The 15,614-nt window shown below is 67.1% G+C and carries 14 protein-coding genes; 7 read left to right on the top strand and 7 right to left on the bottom strand.

The genetic code is table 11. From position 1 onward, the window contains the following. Window positions 1–13: 13 nt before the first annotated feature. Window positions 14–1,021, top strand: coding sequence for a GTP 3',8-cyclase MoaA (moaA, locus tag EV648_RS37450; RefSeq protein ID WP_132300434.1), 1,008 nt, complete (start codon window positions 14–16; stop codon window positions 1,019–1,021). Between the two features lie 109 nt (window positions 1,022–1,130). Here moaA and EV648_RS37445 read toward each other — a convergent pair whose 3' ends face one another. Continuing rightward, the gene (locus EV648_RS37445; protein WP_132192360.1) at window positions 1,131–1,334 is read right to left on the bottom strand and encodes a hypothetical protein; all 204 of its coding nucleotides are present in this window, start codon (window positions 1,332–1,334) and stop codon (window positions 1,131–1,133) included. Window positions 1,335–1,545: 211 nt separating this feature from the next. Continuing rightward, complete coding sequence (locus EV648_RS37440; protein WP_132300370.1) at window positions 1,546–1,857, bottom strand: DUF3099 domain-containing protein; 312 nt, start codon at window positions 1,855–1,857, stop codon at window positions 1,546–1,548. A gap of 73 nt (window positions 1,858–1,930) precedes the next feature. Here EV648_RS37440 and EV648_RS37435 point away from each other — a divergent pair, with 73 nt between their 5' ends. The 6 genes from EV648_RS37435 to EV648_RS37410 all read left to right on the top strand — a co-directional run bounded on the left by EV648_RS37435 (window position 1,931) and on the right by EV648_RS37410 (window position 6,870). After that, a complete protein-coding gene (locus EV648_RS37435; RefSeq protein WP_132300368.1) occupies window positions 1,931–2,143 on the top strand; it encodes a dodecin in 213 nt (70 codons plus the stop codon). Window positions 2,144–2,320: 177 nt separating this feature from the next. Further along, window positions 2,321–3,025 carry a 3-oxoacyl-[acyl-carrier-protein] reductase gene (gene fabG, locus EV648_RS37430; RefSeq protein WP_132300366.1) on the top strand — a complete coding sequence of 235 codons (705 nt, stop codon included), beginning with the start codon at window positions 2,321–2,323 and terminating at the stop codon, window positions 3,023–3,025. A 56-nt stretch (window positions 3,026–3,081) separates the two neighbouring features. Next, window positions 3,082–3,852: an enoyl-ACP reductase FabI gene (fabI, locus tag EV648_RS37425; RefSeq protein ID WP_132300364.1), complete on the top strand. Its 771-nt coding sequence runs from the start codon at window positions 3,082–3,084 to the stop codon at window positions 3,850–3,852. Continuing rightward, entirely contained in the window at window positions 3,845–5,539 is a 1,695-nt protein-coding gene (locus tag EV648_RS37420; protein WP_241995995.1) for a Mur ligase family protein, read from the top strand. Before fabI ends, EV648_RS37420 begins: the two co-directional genes overlap by 8 nt. 37 nt (window positions 5,540–5,576) lie before the next feature. After that, window positions 5,577–6,428: a hypothetical protein gene (locus EV648_RS37415; RefSeq protein ID WP_132300362.1), complete on the top strand. Its 852-nt coding sequence runs from the start codon at window positions 5,577–5,579 to the stop codon at window positions 6,426–6,428. Between the two features lie 91 nt (window positions 6,429–6,519). Beyond that, on the top strand, window positions 6,520–6,870 hold the full coding sequence (locus tag EV648_RS37410) for a peptidase inhibitor family I36 protein (RefSeq protein WP_158294177.1): 351 nt from the start codon (window positions 6,520–6,522) through the stop codon (window positions 6,868–6,870). Window positions 6,871–7,557: 687 nt separating this feature from the next. Here the strand turns inward: EV648_RS37410 and EV648_RS37405 are convergent. From EV648_RS37405 to EV648_RS37385, 5 genes are all read right to left on the bottom strand, one after another. Continuing rightward, window positions 7,558–8,760: a Dyp-type peroxidase gene (locus EV648_RS37405; RefSeq protein WP_132300358.1), complete on the bottom strand. Its 1,203-nt coding sequence runs from the start codon at window positions 8,758–8,760 to the stop codon at window positions 7,558–7,560. After that, window positions 8,757–9,302 (bottom strand): copper chaperone PCu(A)C, encoded by a 546-nt coding sequence (locus EV648_RS37400; protein ID WP_132300356.1) that lies wholly within the window; start codon window positions 9,300–9,302, stop codon window positions 8,757–8,759. The genes EV648_RS37405 and EV648_RS37400 overlap by 4 nt, the downstream gene beginning before the upstream one ends. A gap of 77 nt (window positions 9,303–9,379) precedes the next feature. Then, a complete protein-coding gene (cphA, locus tag EV648_RS37395; protein ID WP_132300354.1) occupies window positions 9,380–12,187 on the bottom strand; it encodes a cyanophycin synthetase in 2,808 nt (935 codons plus the stop codon). Continuing rightward, a complete protein-coding gene (locus EV648_RS37390; RefSeq protein WP_132300352.1) occupies window positions 12,184–13,320 on the bottom strand; it encodes a cyanophycinase in 1,137 nt (378 codons plus the stop codon). The genes cphA and EV648_RS37390 overlap by 4 nt, the downstream gene beginning before the upstream one ends. A 416-nt stretch (window positions 13,321–13,736) precedes the next feature. Continuing rightward, the gene (locus EV648_RS37385; RefSeq protein ID WP_132300350.1) at window positions 13,737–15,362 is read right to left on the bottom strand and encodes a P-loop ATPase, Sll1717 family; all 1,626 of its coding nucleotides are present in this window, start codon (window positions 15,360–15,362) and stop codon (window positions 13,737–13,739) included. Between the last annotated feature and the right edge of the window lie 252 nt (window positions 15,363–15,614).

The raw sequence follows: 15,614 nt of genomic DNA, 5'->3' as shown, positions 1-15,614 counted from the left end.
GGGGTCTGTGACAATGCCCAGTACGACGCTCGGCCTCGCCGACAACCACGGCCGGGTTGCCACCGATCTGAGAGTCTCCCTGACCGACCGGTGCAACCTGCGCTGCAGTTACTGCATGCCCGAGGAAGGGCTCGACTGGCTCGCCAAGCCCGAGCTGCTGACCGACGACGAGGTGGTCCGCCTGGTCTCGGTGGCCGTCACCCGCCTCGGCGTGGACGAGATCCGCTTCACCGGCGGTGAACCCATGCTCCGCCGCGGCCTGGTCGGCATCGTCGCCCGTACTACGCAACTGGACCCCCGGCCGGAGGTGTCCCTGACGACCAACGGGATCGGGCTGGCCCGGCAGGCGGAGGCGCTCAAGGAGGCCGGCCTGGACCGGGTGAATGTGAGCCTCGACACGATCCGGCCGGACACCTTCCAGCAACTGGCCCGCCGGGACCGTCTGAAGGACGTCCTGAACGGACTGGAGGCGGCCCACAACGCCGGCCTGGCCCCGGTCAAGGTGAACGCGGTCCTCATGCGCGGCGTAAATGACCAGCAGGCGCCGGAGTTGCTGCAGTTCTGCCTCGACCACGGCTACGAACTGCGGTTCATCGAGCAGATGCCGCTGGACGCGCAGCACGGCTGGAGCCGGGACACGATGATCACCGCCGACGAGATCCTGGAGATGCTCGGCGAGCGCTTCGGCCTGGAACCGGTCGACGCGGCGACCCGCGGCAGCGCTCCGGCGGAGTCCTTCACCGTCCAGGGCGGTCCGGCGACCGTCGGCATCATCGCTTCCGTCACCCGTCCGTTCTGCGGTGACTGCGACCGGGTGCGGCTGACGGCCGACGGTCAGGTCCGCGATTGCCTGTTCGCGCGGACCGAGTCGGACCTGCGGACCGCGCTGCGGGCAGGCGCCGACGACGAGGACCTGGCGGAGCGCTGGCGCAAGGCGATGCGGGGCAAACTGCCCGGCCACGGCATCGCCGACCCGAGCTTCCTGCAGCCGGCCCGGCCGATGTCGGCCATCGGCGGCTGACCCCCGGGGGCTGGCCCATCGACCACCGCCCCTTTTCTGAACCGGAAATTTACTTTTTCAGCTGTAACCTGCGTCGCTAACACACAGCAGACCGCGCCGAGGCGGACTTTCAGGCCTCGAAAGGCTCTACCTCGCGCAGGAAAGAACGCCGCGCCAGGAAGTCCGACAGGCTCTCCTTGTGCTCGTCACAAGCCAGCCAGGTCTTGCGCCGGTCGGGGGTGTGGATCTTCGGGTTGTTCCAGCGCACGGCCCAGGTCGCCGGCTTGCCGCATCCCTTTGCAGAGCAGACGGACGGCAGCTCTTCTTCAGTCATCAGTGAGGTCTCCCGGGGGCATTCCTGTCAGTGCAGGCAATTGTTCCTGACCACTCAATTATCAATAGCCTGGACAAAATGAAGCGACGTCGGACAGCCACGGGGGGAGCCGTCCGACGCCGCATCAAGTCTCTGAATTCCATCAGTGAACTTCAGAGCACGCGGGAGATTCTGACACGGATCAGTCTTGAGAATCCAGTCCCGGCGCGGATCACTTTTCGGTGTCGAGATCGGGACCCAGTTCGCCCCGGGCCGGCGGCACGTAGACCGCCGCTCCGGTGACCTTCGAGGTGCGTCGCGCGTTGGCCAGCACGACGGCCACCGACGGCAGGAAAACCGCGCCGACGATGAACATCCAGCGCCAGGGCGACGGGGTCAGCACCGCGAGCACGAAGCAGACGATGCGCAACGACATCATCCACGCGTAGCGGACGATCCTGCTGTCCAGATCCTCGGACCGGCCGGGCTGAGCACTCGTCACCGAGATGACGGTCTCGTCGGCCTTGTCACGGCGTCGCGGCATCTATCCTCCTCACCAACACCCAACGGTACGCCGCCGCGGAAGCGGTGGCGCACCCAGGCGAAGGGGAACTTCAATGACGGATCGCACCTACCGCGTGACCGAGATCGTCGGCACGTCCAAGGAGGGCGTCGACCAGGCGATCACGAACGCGATCACCCGGGCCGGCGAGACGCTGCGGCACCTGGACTGGTTCGAGGTGACCCAGGTCCGCGGCCACATCGTCGACAACGCGATCGACCACTACCAGGTGGGTCTCAAGGTCGGCTTCCGCCTCGAGGACTCCTGATCCCCGGAGTCCGCCGGACCACGCCGTACCGCTGATAACGCCGTACTGCGAACCACGCCCGGGCGTAGCGCGAACCGCCCGGGCCCGCCCGGTTCGCGGTACGGGCGGGTGCGGGCGATACCGTTCGTGCGGCAGCGCCCTCGACGGCGCCGTACATATCTGTGAGGAGAGGGATTCGTGGCCAGATCGGTACTCGTCACCGGTGGGAACCGGGGCATCGGACTCGCCATCGCGACGGCCTTCAAGGAGGCCGGCGACCAGGTCGCGGTCACCTACCGCAGCGGGGAACCGCCGGAGGGCTTCCTCGGCGTGAAGTGTGACGTCACCGACGGCGAGCAGGTGGAGGCCGCGTTCGACACCATCCAGGCCGAGCACGGCCCGGTGGAGGTGCTGATCGCCAACGCCGGCATCACCCGTGACACGTTGCTGCTGCGGATGACCGACGAGGACTGGGACGCGGTCATCGCGACCAACCTGACCGGCTCGTTCCGGGTCGCCAAGCGCGCCGCCAAGGGCATGCTGCGGCTGCGCCGGGGCCGGATCGTCTTCATCTCCTCCGTCGTCGGCCTGCTCGGCTCGCCGGGTCAGGTGAACTACGCCGCGAGCAAGGCCGGCCTGGTCGGGATGGCCCGGTCGATGGCTCGTGAGCTCGGCAGCCGCGGGATCACCACCAACGTGGTCGCCCCGGGCTTCGTCGAGACCGACATGACCGCGGTGCTGCCCGAGGAGACCCAGAAGCAGTACCTGAGCCAGATCCCGCTCGGCCGGTTCGGCCTGACCGACGAGGTCGCCAAGGTGGTGCGCTGGGTGGCCTCGGACGAGGCCGGCTACATCACCGGTGCGGTCATCCCGGTCGACGGCGGCATCGGCATGGGCCACTAGCCCCGCCCTCCGTACCACCCCTCCCAGCTCGACATTTTCCAGAAAGGGCAGTGCCCGTGGGCATCCTCGACGGCAAGCGCATCCTGGTCGCGGGCGTCACGCTCGACTCCTCGATCGGGTTCGCCACGGCCAAGGTGGCGCAGGAACAAGGCGCCACCGTGCTGATCTCGAACTTCGGCCGCGCGCTGAACATCACCAAGCGGATCGCCAAGCGGCTGCCGGTCGAACCGCCCGTGCTGGAGCTGGACGTCACCGATGCCGAGCATCTGGCCGCCCTGCCGGACGCGATCCGCGAGCACGTGGACGGCCTGGACGGCGTGGTGCACTCGATTGCCTATGGCAACCCGGAGACGATCCTCGGCGGCAAGTTCCTCGAGGGTCCGTGGGACGACGTGTCCCGCGCCGTGCACGTCTCGGCGTACAGCCTCAAGTCTCTGGCGGTGACTTGCGCCCCGTTGATGAGCCGGGGTGGCAGCATCGTCGGGCTGACCTTCGACGCCACCGTCGCCTGGCCGGGGTACGACTGGATGGGCGTGGCGAAGGCCGCGCTGGAGTCGACCTCCCGGTACCTCGCGCGGGACCTCGGCGCGCAGGGGATCCGCTGCAACCTGGTCTCGGCCGGTCCGCTGAAGACGCTCGCGGCGAAGGCGATCCCGGGCTTCGAGAAGTTCGAGGAGCCGTGGCTGGACCGCGCCCCGCTGGGCTGGGACCCGTCCGACCTCGAACCGACCGGCAAGACGATCGTCGGCCTGCTCAGCGACTTCTTCCCCTCCACCACCGGCGAGATCATCCACGTCGACGGCGGTTACCACGCGATGGGTGCCTGAATTGTCCACGTCCCTGGTGGAGCTCCGTGTCCTGGACGGAGCCAACCTCTACTTCAGCCGCGCGGCGGTCAAACTCACCCTCGACCTCACCGCGCTGATCGACGCCCCGGCGCCGGCCGCGAAGGCGTACGCCTCGGCGCTCGGCCTGGGCACCACTCGGCCGGGCCGGATCGGGTCGGGCTTCCGGCAGCGGTTCGCAGTACGGGTGGTCGGCCACATCGTCCGGCGGATCGCCCGCGAGGCGGGGATCGGCCGGATCGGCGTCCGGGTCCGCTCGGAGTCGGACGTGCACCGGCTGGTCGTCGCGTTCCCGTGGGCGCACGAAGGCCGCGCCCGGGCGCTCGGCCAGGCGATCGTCGACGTCGTCGACGCGTTCGGCGCCGACGAGCTGCCCGAACTGGTCGCCTCCGTCGGTGACCGGGTCCGCAACGAGCCGGCCGGCGACCCGCCGCCTACCCTGCGCCCGAAGGTCCCCGTGGTCGCCGTGACCGGCACGAACGGCAAGACCACGACGTCCCGGATGATCGCGCACATCGGCCGGGCCGCCGGGCTGCACGTCGGCTGGTCCAGCACCGACGGCGTGTACTTCGACGGCGAGCTCGTCAAGTACGGCGACTTCTCCGGTCCGAGTGGCGCCGGTCAGGTGCTCTCCCAGCCGGGGGTCCAGCTGGCGGTCACCGAGACGGCCCGCGGCGGCATCCTGCGGCGCGGGATCGGCGTCGCCTACAACGACGTCTCGGTGGTCACCAACGTCACGGCCGACCACCTGGGCCTCGGGGGCATCGACACCGTAGACCAGCTCGCCGAGGTGAAGGCCGTCGTCACCAAGATCACCAGGCCGCGCGGCTGGTGCGTCGTGAACGGCGACGACCCGCGGACGTTCGGGATGCGGCTCGGGTCGCCTGCCAAATGCTGGGTGTTCTCCCGCGACCCCGACTCGCCGTCTATCCGCACGGTGCTCGACGAGGGCGGCCGCGCGACCACCGTGCTGGACGGGTTCATCACCGTGCTCGACAACTCCAGCGACGCCGAGCCGCTGCTGAAGGTCGTGGACGTCCCGATGACGCTGTCCGGCCTGTCGCACTACAACGTCGAGAACGCGCTCGCGGCGACCTCGGCCGCACTCGGGCTCGGCCTGTCCCGCAGCGCGGTGATCGAGGGACTCACCACGTTCACGCCGAGCGAGAACAACCCGGGCCGGATGAACATGTACTCCATCCGCGACTTCACCGTGGTGATCGACCTGGCCCACAACGAGGCGGGGCTCGAGGCGCTGCTGGAGATCATGAACGGCGTCCGTGAGCCGGGTGCCCGGCTGCTGCTCGCGCTCGGTTCGCCGGGTGACCGGGCCGACGACATGGTGACCGCGATGGGCGCGATCGGTGCCCGCGGCGCGGACCGGGTGGTGATCGGGCACAAGGGTGACTACCTGCGCGGCCGGCCGCCGGAGGAGCTCGAGGCGGTGTTCCGCGAAGGCACCAGTTCGGTCGGCGTCGACGACGTACCGGCGTTCCCGAGCGAGCTCGACGCGGCCAAGGCGCTGGTCGGCGAGGCGCAGCCCGGTGACGTGGTCGCCGTGATGTCTCTGCAGGATCGGGCGAGTCTTGACGCGTGGTTGCGGTCCGAGGGGGCTACCGTCGATAACCCGGAGACCTTGAAGAGCAAGGTCGAGCGAGCACAGCACTGATCCCGGGCCCCTCCGCCCGGGGCCGGAACGAGGTGTCATGCGCTACTTGTGGTCGGTGCCTGCGGCGGTGATCGTCTGGTTCGTGCTCGGCTTCGCGCCGACGTACCTGAACGCGCTGCCCGACGGCTCGACCATGTTCGTGCCGGCCCGGATCGATCTGCTCGTACTCGGCGGATTCGCCGGGGGAGTGGTGGCCGGGCTGCTCATCCGCCGGATCCGGATCGTGGTGCCACTCGTCCTCGTGGTTGCCGGCGGAACCTGGTGGCTGAGCGGGAATCTCCTGTCGGCCAAGGGATTGTTGCCCGCGCTGCTGGTCGCAAGTGCCATCGGTGGGCTCTTCGGGGCCCTCGGCACCCGTAGTTCGGTGGTCGCCGCCTTCGCCCTCGCCGTGCCGGTCGCGTGGTACGCGCTGCGCCCTGCCTCCGAGCTGGAGACCTGGCGGTGGCTGTGGCAACTGAACGGCCTGCTGGTCGCCGTCGGTCTCGCCCTGCTCCTGTACGTCGCGTGCTGGCGGCGCGGGTGGCGTTCGGCGTACTACTGGGTGCCTTTGGCAGCGGTCTACGTGGCGTCGTTCGCCGTGGTGGATGGCGCGCAGGCGATCACCCAGGCGAGGGGCCGTAGTACGGACGAGGTCGCCGACGCGGGGACGGACGCGTTCTTCCAGACTTTCGAGCCGCTGCTCAGGGAGTACTGGCCGTGGTTCGTGCTGGCGGTGCTCCTGGCGATCCCGATGGTCGCGCTCAAGATCCGCGCGCTGCCGCCGCCCCCACCGCCGCCCTCCCCGTACGACGACCGCGGCAACGACGCGGTGCTGTCCGACGACCTGGACTGGATCGACCGCGAAGAGCCCAAGCGCCGGCTCATCCCACGCCGCGAACCCGTCGGCTGACGCCGCGGCGCGCCGGACCGAACCGCTTTAGTGACGCGTCATCCATAAACTCTCCGGTGTCAGGGAACCGCCCATCTTCCCGGAGGACCGTGTGAAATCTCGTCTCGCCCTCGCCGCCGCAGCAACCGCGACCATCTCGCTCGGCCTCGTCGCGCCGGCATCCGCTCAAACACCCGCCAAGGCTTCGGCCGCGTTCGAGTGCCGGCCCGGCATCGCGTGCTTCTACGAAACCACCGCCTTCAGCGGCAACTCCGTCCAGTACTCCGACCCGAGCACCGGCTGCACGGTGTTGCCGTTCGCTCCGGGCTCGCTGTTCAACTGGAGCAACAAGGACATCTACCTCTACACGACCTCCAACTGCACCGGTACAGCGTCGCTCGAACCGGCCAACAATTTCCACAGCTACCCAGGCCGCACCTTCCGGAGCTTCCGCGCCTCCTGACCCCAACCCACCACCTCCACCCCCACGACCACTCCCGGACCCGCGTCAATCCCCGGACCCGCGTCAATCCCCGGACTCGCGTCAGTTCGCGAACCTGCGTCAGTCGCCGGACTCGCGTCAGTTCGCGAACCTGCGTCAGTCGCCGGACCCGCCGCCGACGCGCCCCGGCTCCGGTCTCGCGGCCCCGTGATTGCGCTGATCCTGCGCACCTGGTCCAGGCGGCTTCGCGCGGCGCGGGAGCCCGCGCGGCTCCGGCGCCGTACCCGGATCCCGCGGAGGTCCTCGTCCCGCGCCCGGCGGACTTTGTGCTTCGAATGAGTGCCCGGGACCGTGGGAAACACTCGGCCGGTGCACAAGGTCGCCGGGATTGGGGCCCGGGGACTTGGGCTTCGGGTGGGGTGGTTGGGGCCCGGGGAGGTGTTCGGCTGGTGCACAAGGTCGCTGGGGTTGCGGCGAGGGCGGGGACTTTGTGCTTGGAGTGAGTGCCCAGCGCCGCGAGAGGCGCACGGCTGGTGCACAAGGTCGTCGGGACTAGGCGAGGGGCGGGACTGCGGCGAGGGGCGGCGGACTTTGGGCTTCGAATGAGTGCCCGGGACCGTGGGAAACGCTCAGCCGCTGCACAAGGTTGCCGGGAGATGGGGCCCGGGGACCTTGGGCTTGGGGTGGGGCTTGGAGTGGGGGGAGGGGCTAGCGCAGGAGGGGTTGGGCTAGCCATCCGCCTGGGTGGAAGCCCGGTGGGATTGCGAAGACGGCTGAGCCGATGGTGGTGGTCCACTCGTTGAGGGCGTCCGCCGCGTCCAGACGAGCCAGCAGCGGGAGGAACTGGCCTGCGACGTCGGCCTGGTAGCTGAGGAAGATCAGGCCGGACTCGCGGGTTGCGCCGGTGTCCTGGACGTAGTTGAGGCCCTTGCGGAAGATCCGGCGACCGTCGTTCGTCGAATGGTGGGAGAGCCGCGCGTGCGCGTTCTCGGCGATCACCAGGCGACCATCGGCGTCCCGCTTCTCGAGATCCAGTTCGTCGTGCTCGACCGACCCCGTGAGCGGAGCACCGGTGGAGAGCTTCCGGCCGACCGCGCGTTCCTGTTCTGAGCGGGTGAGCTCGTCCCAGGTGTCCAGGTTCATCCTGATCCGCCTGACCACCAGCGTCGTACCGCCCCGGAACCAGTCGGGGCCGTCCGTCGACCACACCGTGCTGTCGAACTCCGGAGTACCGGGGGCGGGGTTGCCGGTGCCGTCCACCTGGCCGAAGAGGTTCCGCCCGGTGGCAGGTTTCCCGTCGGCGCCGGTGCCGTTCCAGAATCCCGTCTGCCGCCAAACCGGCCGCGCGAACGGAGCCGCATCAGCCACGAGACGCCGTACTGCGTGAACGACCGACACCGGGTCGTCCGCACCGACGAGCAGCAGGAGATCGCCACCAGACCACGCCGGCTGCAGGCGATCGTGCGACATCACCGGCAGATCGTCGAGCCCACCAGGTTTCAACCTAGCAAGCCCTGGCAGGGCGAACACCCGCGGTCCGAAGCCAACGGTTGTCGTCAGTGCGACGCCGGGGAGGGCGAGCTCCGGGGCAGTGTCGCCGGGTGCGGGGCGACCGGCGCTCAGGGCAACGATGTCCGCCGTCCAGAGCCGCATCAGCCGGCCGAGCGCCGCCCGATCGGTGCCGCTCAGCAGGTTGAGTGCGACCAGCTCGGCGTGCTTGGGTGACGCCGCCGCGACAGCAGGCTGGTGATCGCCATACGGCTCGATATCCCGGACAACGACTGTGGCCTCGGTGCTGCTGGCGGCGGGGTCATCCTTGCCCAGCACAACAGCTACGCCGGTGACAGCGGCACCAGCAGCGGCGGCTCCGGCGTACCCGAAGAGTTGCCGTCGAGATGGCCGCGCGGTCAAGGTGTGCTTGTGGGTGTGGCGGACGGGTGGTAGTGCTCTTCCTCCTCGCTGAACGCCTTCACCGGCACCGTCAGGTCGTGCGAGGAACCGTCGGAGAACTTCAGCGTCAGCGGTACTTCGTCACCGGGCTTGAGCGCCTGCTTCAGACCCATCAGCATCACGTGGTCGCCGCTAGGCGCGAGATGGGCGTGGGACTCGGCCAGGACGTTGATGCCACCGGCCTTCTCCTGCATCACCATCTTGCCGCCTTTCATCGCCATCTCGTGCAACTGCACCACGCCGGCCGCCGGAGAGGTTGCCGAGGTCAACTTGATGTCCGTGCCGCCCGGGTTGGTCAGGGACATGAAGGCGGCCGTCATTGTCGTGTCCTTGGCGCCGACGGTCGCTCGCACCCAGGCGTCCTCGACCAGAACACCAGGTGTCGTGGCGGCGGCCTGCGTCGCGGAATCCGCCGAGGCCTGGGGCGGAGCCGACGATCCGCAGGAGGACAGCAACAGAGGGAGGGCGACGGCCAGACAGGCCGTCAGCAACTTGGTCTTCACGGACAGGCCAACGAGGCTTCCCCTAGCCGAGTTCCCCCTGAGCGGGGACACACAGTGTGTCCCCGCTCACGGTCCGTCTACTCCTCTGACGGGGAAGCTTCCTCGTCAGAGCGGACGAAGTCCGGGTCGCCGCCCTCGTCGCCGAACCGGGCGCCCGCCTGGGCCAGGTGGGACACCGATTCGAGCTCCGCCAGCACGGTCTGATGCTGGTCGACGCAGAGCACCACGAGGTCACCGGGGTTGGACCTGCTCAGGGCGTGCCGGACCGCGGTCAGCTCGTCGATCACGGTCTCGACCTGGCGACAGCGCGCACCGTTCTCCATCGCGGTACGGACGCCCTCGCTGACGAGCTCGGCGGTGCTGCCACGTTGCCGGCCGCGCAGCCGCGCGTCCTCGCGGACGATCACGACGTCGAAGTGCTGCGCCGCGACCTCGCCCAGTTCGCGCATGTCGTCGTCCCGCCGGTCTCCCGCGGTCGCGATCACGCCGATCCGCGACGGCCGGCCGAGCTCGGACGACGCGTTCAGGCTCTCGCCGAGCTTGTCGACGAAGTCGCCGAGCATCCGCATCGCCGGCGCGTTGTGGCAGTAGTCGACGATGACGGTCCGCCCGTCGACGTCGATCTCGTTCAGCCGGCCGGGGGACAGGTAGTACGACGTGTTGAACGTCCGCAGTCCCTGCCGGATGTCATGCAGGGGAGCTCCGGCCGCGAAGGCTGCCGCGGCGGCGGCCATCGCGTTCTGCACGTTCATCATCGCCCGCCCACCGAACGTTGCCGGCAGCAAGTGGGTCCACGCCAGCTGCATCGACCGCCGGCCGTGCTTCATGATGATCATGTCGCCGAGGTCGGAGCGGTCCAGCACGACCGCACGACCACCGCGCCGGCAATGGCCCTCGATGTAGTCGCGGACCTCGCTGCCAGGCTCGGAGACGCTGAACCACACCACCTCGCCCGAGCACTTCCGCCGCATCTTGCGCACCAGCGGATCGTCGGCGTTCAGTACTGCGAACCCGTTGCGCGGCACCGCCTCCACCAGTACGGCCTTCACGTCGGCCAGTTGCTCCAGGGTGTCCACCCCGCGCATACCGAGGTGGTCCGGCTGGATGTTCAGCACCACGGCGACGTCGTTGCGCTGGTAGCCGAGGCCCTCGCGCAGGATCCCGCCGCGAGCCACCTCGAACACGGCGAAGTCGACGCGCGGGTTCTGCAGCACCATCCGGGCGGACTTCGGCCCGGACGCGTCGGACCGGATCACCAGCCGTTCGTCGATCACGATGCCGTCGGTCGAGGTCATCCCGACCTTGCGGCCCATCCCCTTGAAGACGTGGCTGATCATCCGGGACGTGGTCGTCTTGCCGTTCGTCCCGGTCACCGCGACGATCGGGATCCGGCTGGTCGCGCCCGGCGGGAACAGCATGTCCACCACCGGCTTGGCGATGTACTGCGGGTCGCCGATCGTCGGGTTCGTGTGCATCCGGAACCCAGGGGCGGCGTTCACCTCGCAGATCGCGCCGCCGGTCTCGCGGACCGGCTGGGTGATGTCCGGGCAGATGAAGTCGATGCCGGCGATGTCCAGCCCGATCATCCGGGCCGCTTCCTCCGCGATCTCGACGTTCTCCGGGTGTGCCTCGAAGGTGCGGTCGATCGAGATCCCGCCGGTCGACATGTTCCCGGTGAGCGTGAGCTTCACCATGGTGTCCTCGGGCGGCACGTCGTCCAGCTCGAAGCCCTGGCTGCGGACCAGTTCGCGCGCGCCCGCGTTCACCGTGATCCGGGTCAGGATCTTCTCGTGGCCGACGCCTCGCCGCGGGTCCGCGTTGGTGATGTCCACCAGTTCGGCCACCGTGTGCACGCCGTCGCCGACGACGTGCGCGGGCACCCGCTCGGCGATGGCCTCCATCCGGCCGTTGATGATCAGGCAGCGATAGTCCTTGCCGGTGACGAAGTTCTCCACGATCACCGAGCCGCGGCGCGACTGCTCCGCGGCGATCGGGAACGCCTCGCGCAGTTCGTCCGCGTCCTTCAGGTTCAGACAGACGCCACGACCGTGGTTGCCGTCCAGTGGCTTGCACACGACCGGATAGCCGATCTTGTTCGCAAGCTGTACCGCGTCCTCCACGTCGCGGACCGAGCCGGACCGCGGCACCGGAAGTCCCGCCGAGGCCAGCAACCGGGTGGTCAGGTCCTTGTCGCTGGCGACGTCCACCGCGATCGAGCCGGTCTCGGACGTCATCGTGGCCCGGATCCGCTTCGCGTGCACGCCTTGTCCGAGCTGGACCAGGCTGAACTTGTTCAGCCGGATCCACGGGATGTCACGGGACACCGCCTCGTCGACGATCGCCTGGGTGGACGGCCCGAACGCGGTCCGCTCGGCCTGCTTGATGAACCGCTCGAGCTCGGTGGTGAAGTCGAACCCGGGATCCGGCTGCACCAGGTGGTTCACGAACCGGACTGCGAGTTCACCCGCGGCCAGGCCGACCGCCTCGTCGGCGTACGCGTAGACGATGTTGTACCGGCCGGGCACGCCCTTGACCTGGCGGGTCTTGCCGCGCCGCATGTCGTGGCCGGCCTCTTGCTGCAGTTGCAGCGAGACGTGCTCGGCGATGTGCCCGAGCCAGGTGCCCTCCTGCAGCCGCTCGATGAAGCCACCGCGCCGGCCGCGCGAGCAGTGGTGCTGGTCCAGCCGGGGGAGGTACCCGAGCAGCCGCTCGGTGAAGCCGTCGATCGTGTTGGAGGGGAAGTGCTCCAGCGACCCCAGGTCGACCACCAGCTGGATGGCGGGGTCGTAGCTCCACACGTTCGGGCCCCGGTAGACCCGGGTCTCGATGATCTTCAGGTCCGGGCTGGGGGTGCCCTGGGTCTGGTCGGCGGCGGTATCGGTCATTCGGTCCCACTGTCTGGTTGCGGCCCTGGAGTCGGCCCTGGCTCGGTGTCTGGTCGGCTGAGTTCGGCGCCCGCGCTCAGAGGCTCGGTCGCCTCCGGTCTGGACTGCCCGGCGGCCGACGATCTGGACTTCTTCGCCGTGGCCGCCTTCTTGGCCGGCGCCGCCGCCTTGGCTGTGCGGCGCCCGGCCCGGCGCTTGCGCTCGGCGTAGTACGCCGGGGAGACGCCCTCGGCGGCGATCTCCTTGGCGAGGTTGCGCAGATCCGCCTCGGCGGCCTCGATCGAGGCGATCTCCTCGGCCGGCGGCTGCGCGCCGTACGAGAGCAGGACGCGGGCCTTGAGGTCGAAGGTCGCGGTCGCGGGGAGCACGTGCAGGACGACGCCGGACGCGAGGATCGCCTCGGAGCGGCTCGCGTAGTGCGCGTTCGAGGTGATCCGGCTGCCGTCGAAGATCGTCACCGCACCCCGCCCGACGACCTCCAGGTGAGACCCCCGTACGACGGCCGCGGTGTCCTCGTCGACGCCGATCCCGAGCAGCCCGGGGGACTGCGCCACCAGGGACAGCAGGCGGCCGTAACGGTTGCGCTGGGCGAAGTGCTGGTCCACGATCGCGCCCTGGACCAAGCCGAGCCCGCCGGCCAGCTGGCTCATCCGCTGCCGCGGGGTCGCCCCGGAGCGCCCGAACGCGATCATGTGCTCGGCCAGGATGCTCGCGCCGGCCGACGTACCTCCGACGGCCGCGCCCCGGGCATGAGCCGCGGTCACGGCCCGGCCGAACGCGGTACCGGTGACCACGCCGCTCAGCTTGAGCTGGTTGCCGCCGGTCATGAAGATCCCGGTCGCCTCGTTCAGCGGCTCGATGAAGGCGGGGTCGTCGGCGTCCTCACGGTTCTCCGGCCGTACGCCGACCACGCTGGCGGCCCCGAGCGCGGCGAACAACGCCGAGTAGACGTCGACCACGTCCGGCCCCAGCGCGGAGGCGGTCGGAACCACCACGATCCGCGCCTTCGAGCCGCCCGCCGCCTCGACGAACTCCTGCAGGACCATCCGCTTCTTCAGCTTGTCCTCGGCCCCACCAATGGCGAACAGAGCCCCCGGCCCGCCCGTCGTCACCCCACCCTGCTGTTCAGACATAGCCGAACAATAAGTGCTCCACCCCCCGACCACCCCATGGCAACCCGGCGTGCCCGCTCTCGGCGGACCCGGAGTCAGGCGGTGCGGGCCTTCGGGATGGGCCAGACCATGGGTGGCCAGGGGCATGGCGACGACGGTCCACCAGGCTGTTTGGCGCTGTGGCTGAGGACGGCCACCAGGATCTTGATGCCGAGCACGGCGCCGAGTTGACGCCACTGCGTCCAGGAAATCACCTGCGCTAGCAGGTTGATCTAAGACCTGCCAGCCAGCTGAAATCTAACAACTATGTAGGGAGAAAGAATCAGGAAATATGACCTACCAAGCCGGAAGTGAGTGAAGTGGTTCTTGATTTAGAGAGGGTGGTGGAAGAATGGACCTTCTGTGGAAAAAGCCAAGGTCCCATTTGGTGGCGTGACTTAGGCATATGTCAGGTCCAAGGCATCATGGAAAGCAGGATGAATTAAGAAGAACTGAACACGGGAGAGCTTGGAGGGGCGGTCGAGATGATCCGGATCTTGGTAGCTAAACACAGGTGGGTGGCCGTTGTGAATGCATCCAATAAAGCCAATGTCGAACAGAAGGCCTACGAGAGATTTATATTTGTCGGACCAGGTCCCCTGCTTCGGGTTCCAAATCTCTGAGGTCAGTTTTCCTAGCCAGTCGGTTCCGATGAAGTCATGATCTGCCGTGAGCATGGCAATGTCATCGAGTATCAATCCCATTTGATCCGGAGTTAGCTTCCGGCCTTTTCCTTCGAAAATAGAGAAAACCTCATCGATCCCTGGGAATGTCGGCTTCCACTCATCTCTTAGCGCGAGGCGTCTGTTTCTGGAGTAGGCAGACTCAGCATCGTGAATTCTATCCCAGGTTATACGAGGCTTACCTGCAGTGCCTTCAAGGCACTCATTGAGATAGGCAATTACATCGCGAGGCCTCATCAGCGTCCGGCGGAGGATGAATTCAAGAGCATCACCCCGAGTCTTGTTGGTGGAAGGCAGTAGGTCGCGTATGCCTCTGAGGGCTATTCCTACTCTCAGGCCCGCGGCCTTTGCTCTCTCGTTCAGCATCGCTTCCAGGTCTGCGGCCGACCATTGGATGCGCATTGACAAGGCCCTGAACTTCTCCTCCTGGCCGCCGGTTCTGCGACCGAAGTCCAAAGCCTCGAAGATATTCGTCCTAAGCGCAACGATCACCTTGAGATTCTGCACACGCTGTAGATCCAGGACTGCTCTGAATAGGCAGCGAATCAGCGCGTTGGTCACCGAATCGTCGACCCAATCCTGATCGAGATCATCTATCACGACGAACGTGAAATTCTGTTTCGAGTCGAGTATATCCTCATCGAGTACTTTGATCATTTGGTTCAGGCGTGGCAGTTGCGTCTCATTCACGATACGCTGATACCTGGCAACTATTTCAGACTTGTTTTCGGTGATTTTAGTTGAGCCTTGCGTTATGCCTCCGCGTAACCCTTTCGCTTCGACTCCTGCCTCTGACTGAATTTGTGTTTCGAAGCGGTCTGCTATTTCTCGAACGCGCTCATCGGCTTCACACCAAAATTTCCCTTGAAATTCATCCAAATATTTCAGAGCCTCCACTTTGCTTTTGTCGCGCTTGATTCTATCGGCAAGATTGGCCAAGAAATTCTGCTTTGCGGTTGGAGAATCAACCTGATAGCGATGCCTTATTATCTCGACTAAAAGAACATGCTTCCACAGGGCAATAAACAGGGGATCAAGATGCACGCCTTCGGCGCTAAGCCAACGAATCGACTGAAGGTCGGCAACGTACGTCAGTGAAAGATCCTCTGGCGTTATCCGGATTACATGTTCGGGATACTGAAGCTCAAGGCGTCGAAGTATCGCAGATTTGCCACTACCCGTGCGACCGATGATGAAGCACCTATGGTCGTCGCGTGATGAAATCGCCTTGTACTGCGTTGTTTCGTAGAACGCATCTTCGAGGAGAGGATCCGCCTCGGCTTGTTGCCCTCCCAGATAAAAGCCTGAGCTCACGCGCGGCGCATGCTTGCCTCTTGCCATGTTTTCCCCCAGTTGTCACGCCTTGTGATGACGGGATGCTAGCGCGGGCATCGTCGCGACGGAAGACCACCGACATAACACGTCGAAGCCGGTGGGTATCAGCGAGGGTCAGGCCGGTTGTCCGCAAAGGAGTAGCCTCCAGCCAGTCTTTATCAACCATGCCGACCCTCACGTGGAAATCGCTACCGTCTCCTGAAGGTGGCTTGGTTCCTGCCCGGTATAGCTAAGGTGCTGTAGCACGGTGTGCGCGCA

Source organism: Kribbella sp. VKM Ac-2568 (assembly GCF_004345365.1).
Taxonomy (GTDB): Bacteria; Actinomycetota; Actinomycetes; order Propionibacteriales; family Kribbellaceae; genus Kribbella; species Kribbella orskensis.
The sequence above is the reverse complement of the archived record's forward strand: the minus strand, read 5'-3'. Positions and strand labels throughout refer to the sequence as shown.

What these genes read in the sequence shown, in the direction of transcription:
- moaA (WP_132300434.1), top strand. Translation starts at nt 14, where the DNA reads ATGCCCAGTACGACGCTCGGCCTCGCCGACAACCACGGCCGGGTTGCC.
- EV648_RS37445 (WP_132192360.1), bottom strand. Translation starts at nt 1,334, where the DNA reads ATGACTGAAGAAGAGCTGCCGTCCGTCTGCTCTGCAAAGGGATGCGGC.
- EV648_RS37440 (WP_132300370.1), bottom strand. Translation starts at nt 1,857, where the DNA reads ATGCCGCGACGCCGTGACAAGGCCGACGAGACCGTCATCTCGGTGACG.
- EV648_RS37435 (WP_132300368.1), top strand. Translation starts at nt 1,931, where the DNA reads ATGACGGATCGCACCTACCGCGTGACCGAGATCGTCGGCACGTCCAAG.
- EV648_RS37415 (WP_132300362.1), top strand. Translation starts at nt 5,577, where the DNA reads ATGCGCTACTTGTGGTCGGTGCCTGCGGCGGTGATCGTCTGGTTCGTG.
- cphA (WP_132300354.1), bottom strand. Translation starts at nt 12,187, where the DNA reads ATGACCGATACCGCCGCCGACCAGACCCAGGGCACCCCCAGCCCGGAC.
- EV648_RS37390 (WP_132300352.1), bottom strand. Translation starts at nt 13,320, where the DNA reads ATGTCTGAACAGCAGGGTGGGGTGACGACGGGCGGGCCGGGGGCTCTG.
- EV648_RS37385 (WP_132300350.1), bottom strand. Translation starts at nt 15,362, where the DNA reads ATGGCAAGAGGCAAGCATGCGCCGCGCGTGAGCTCAGGCTTTTATCTG.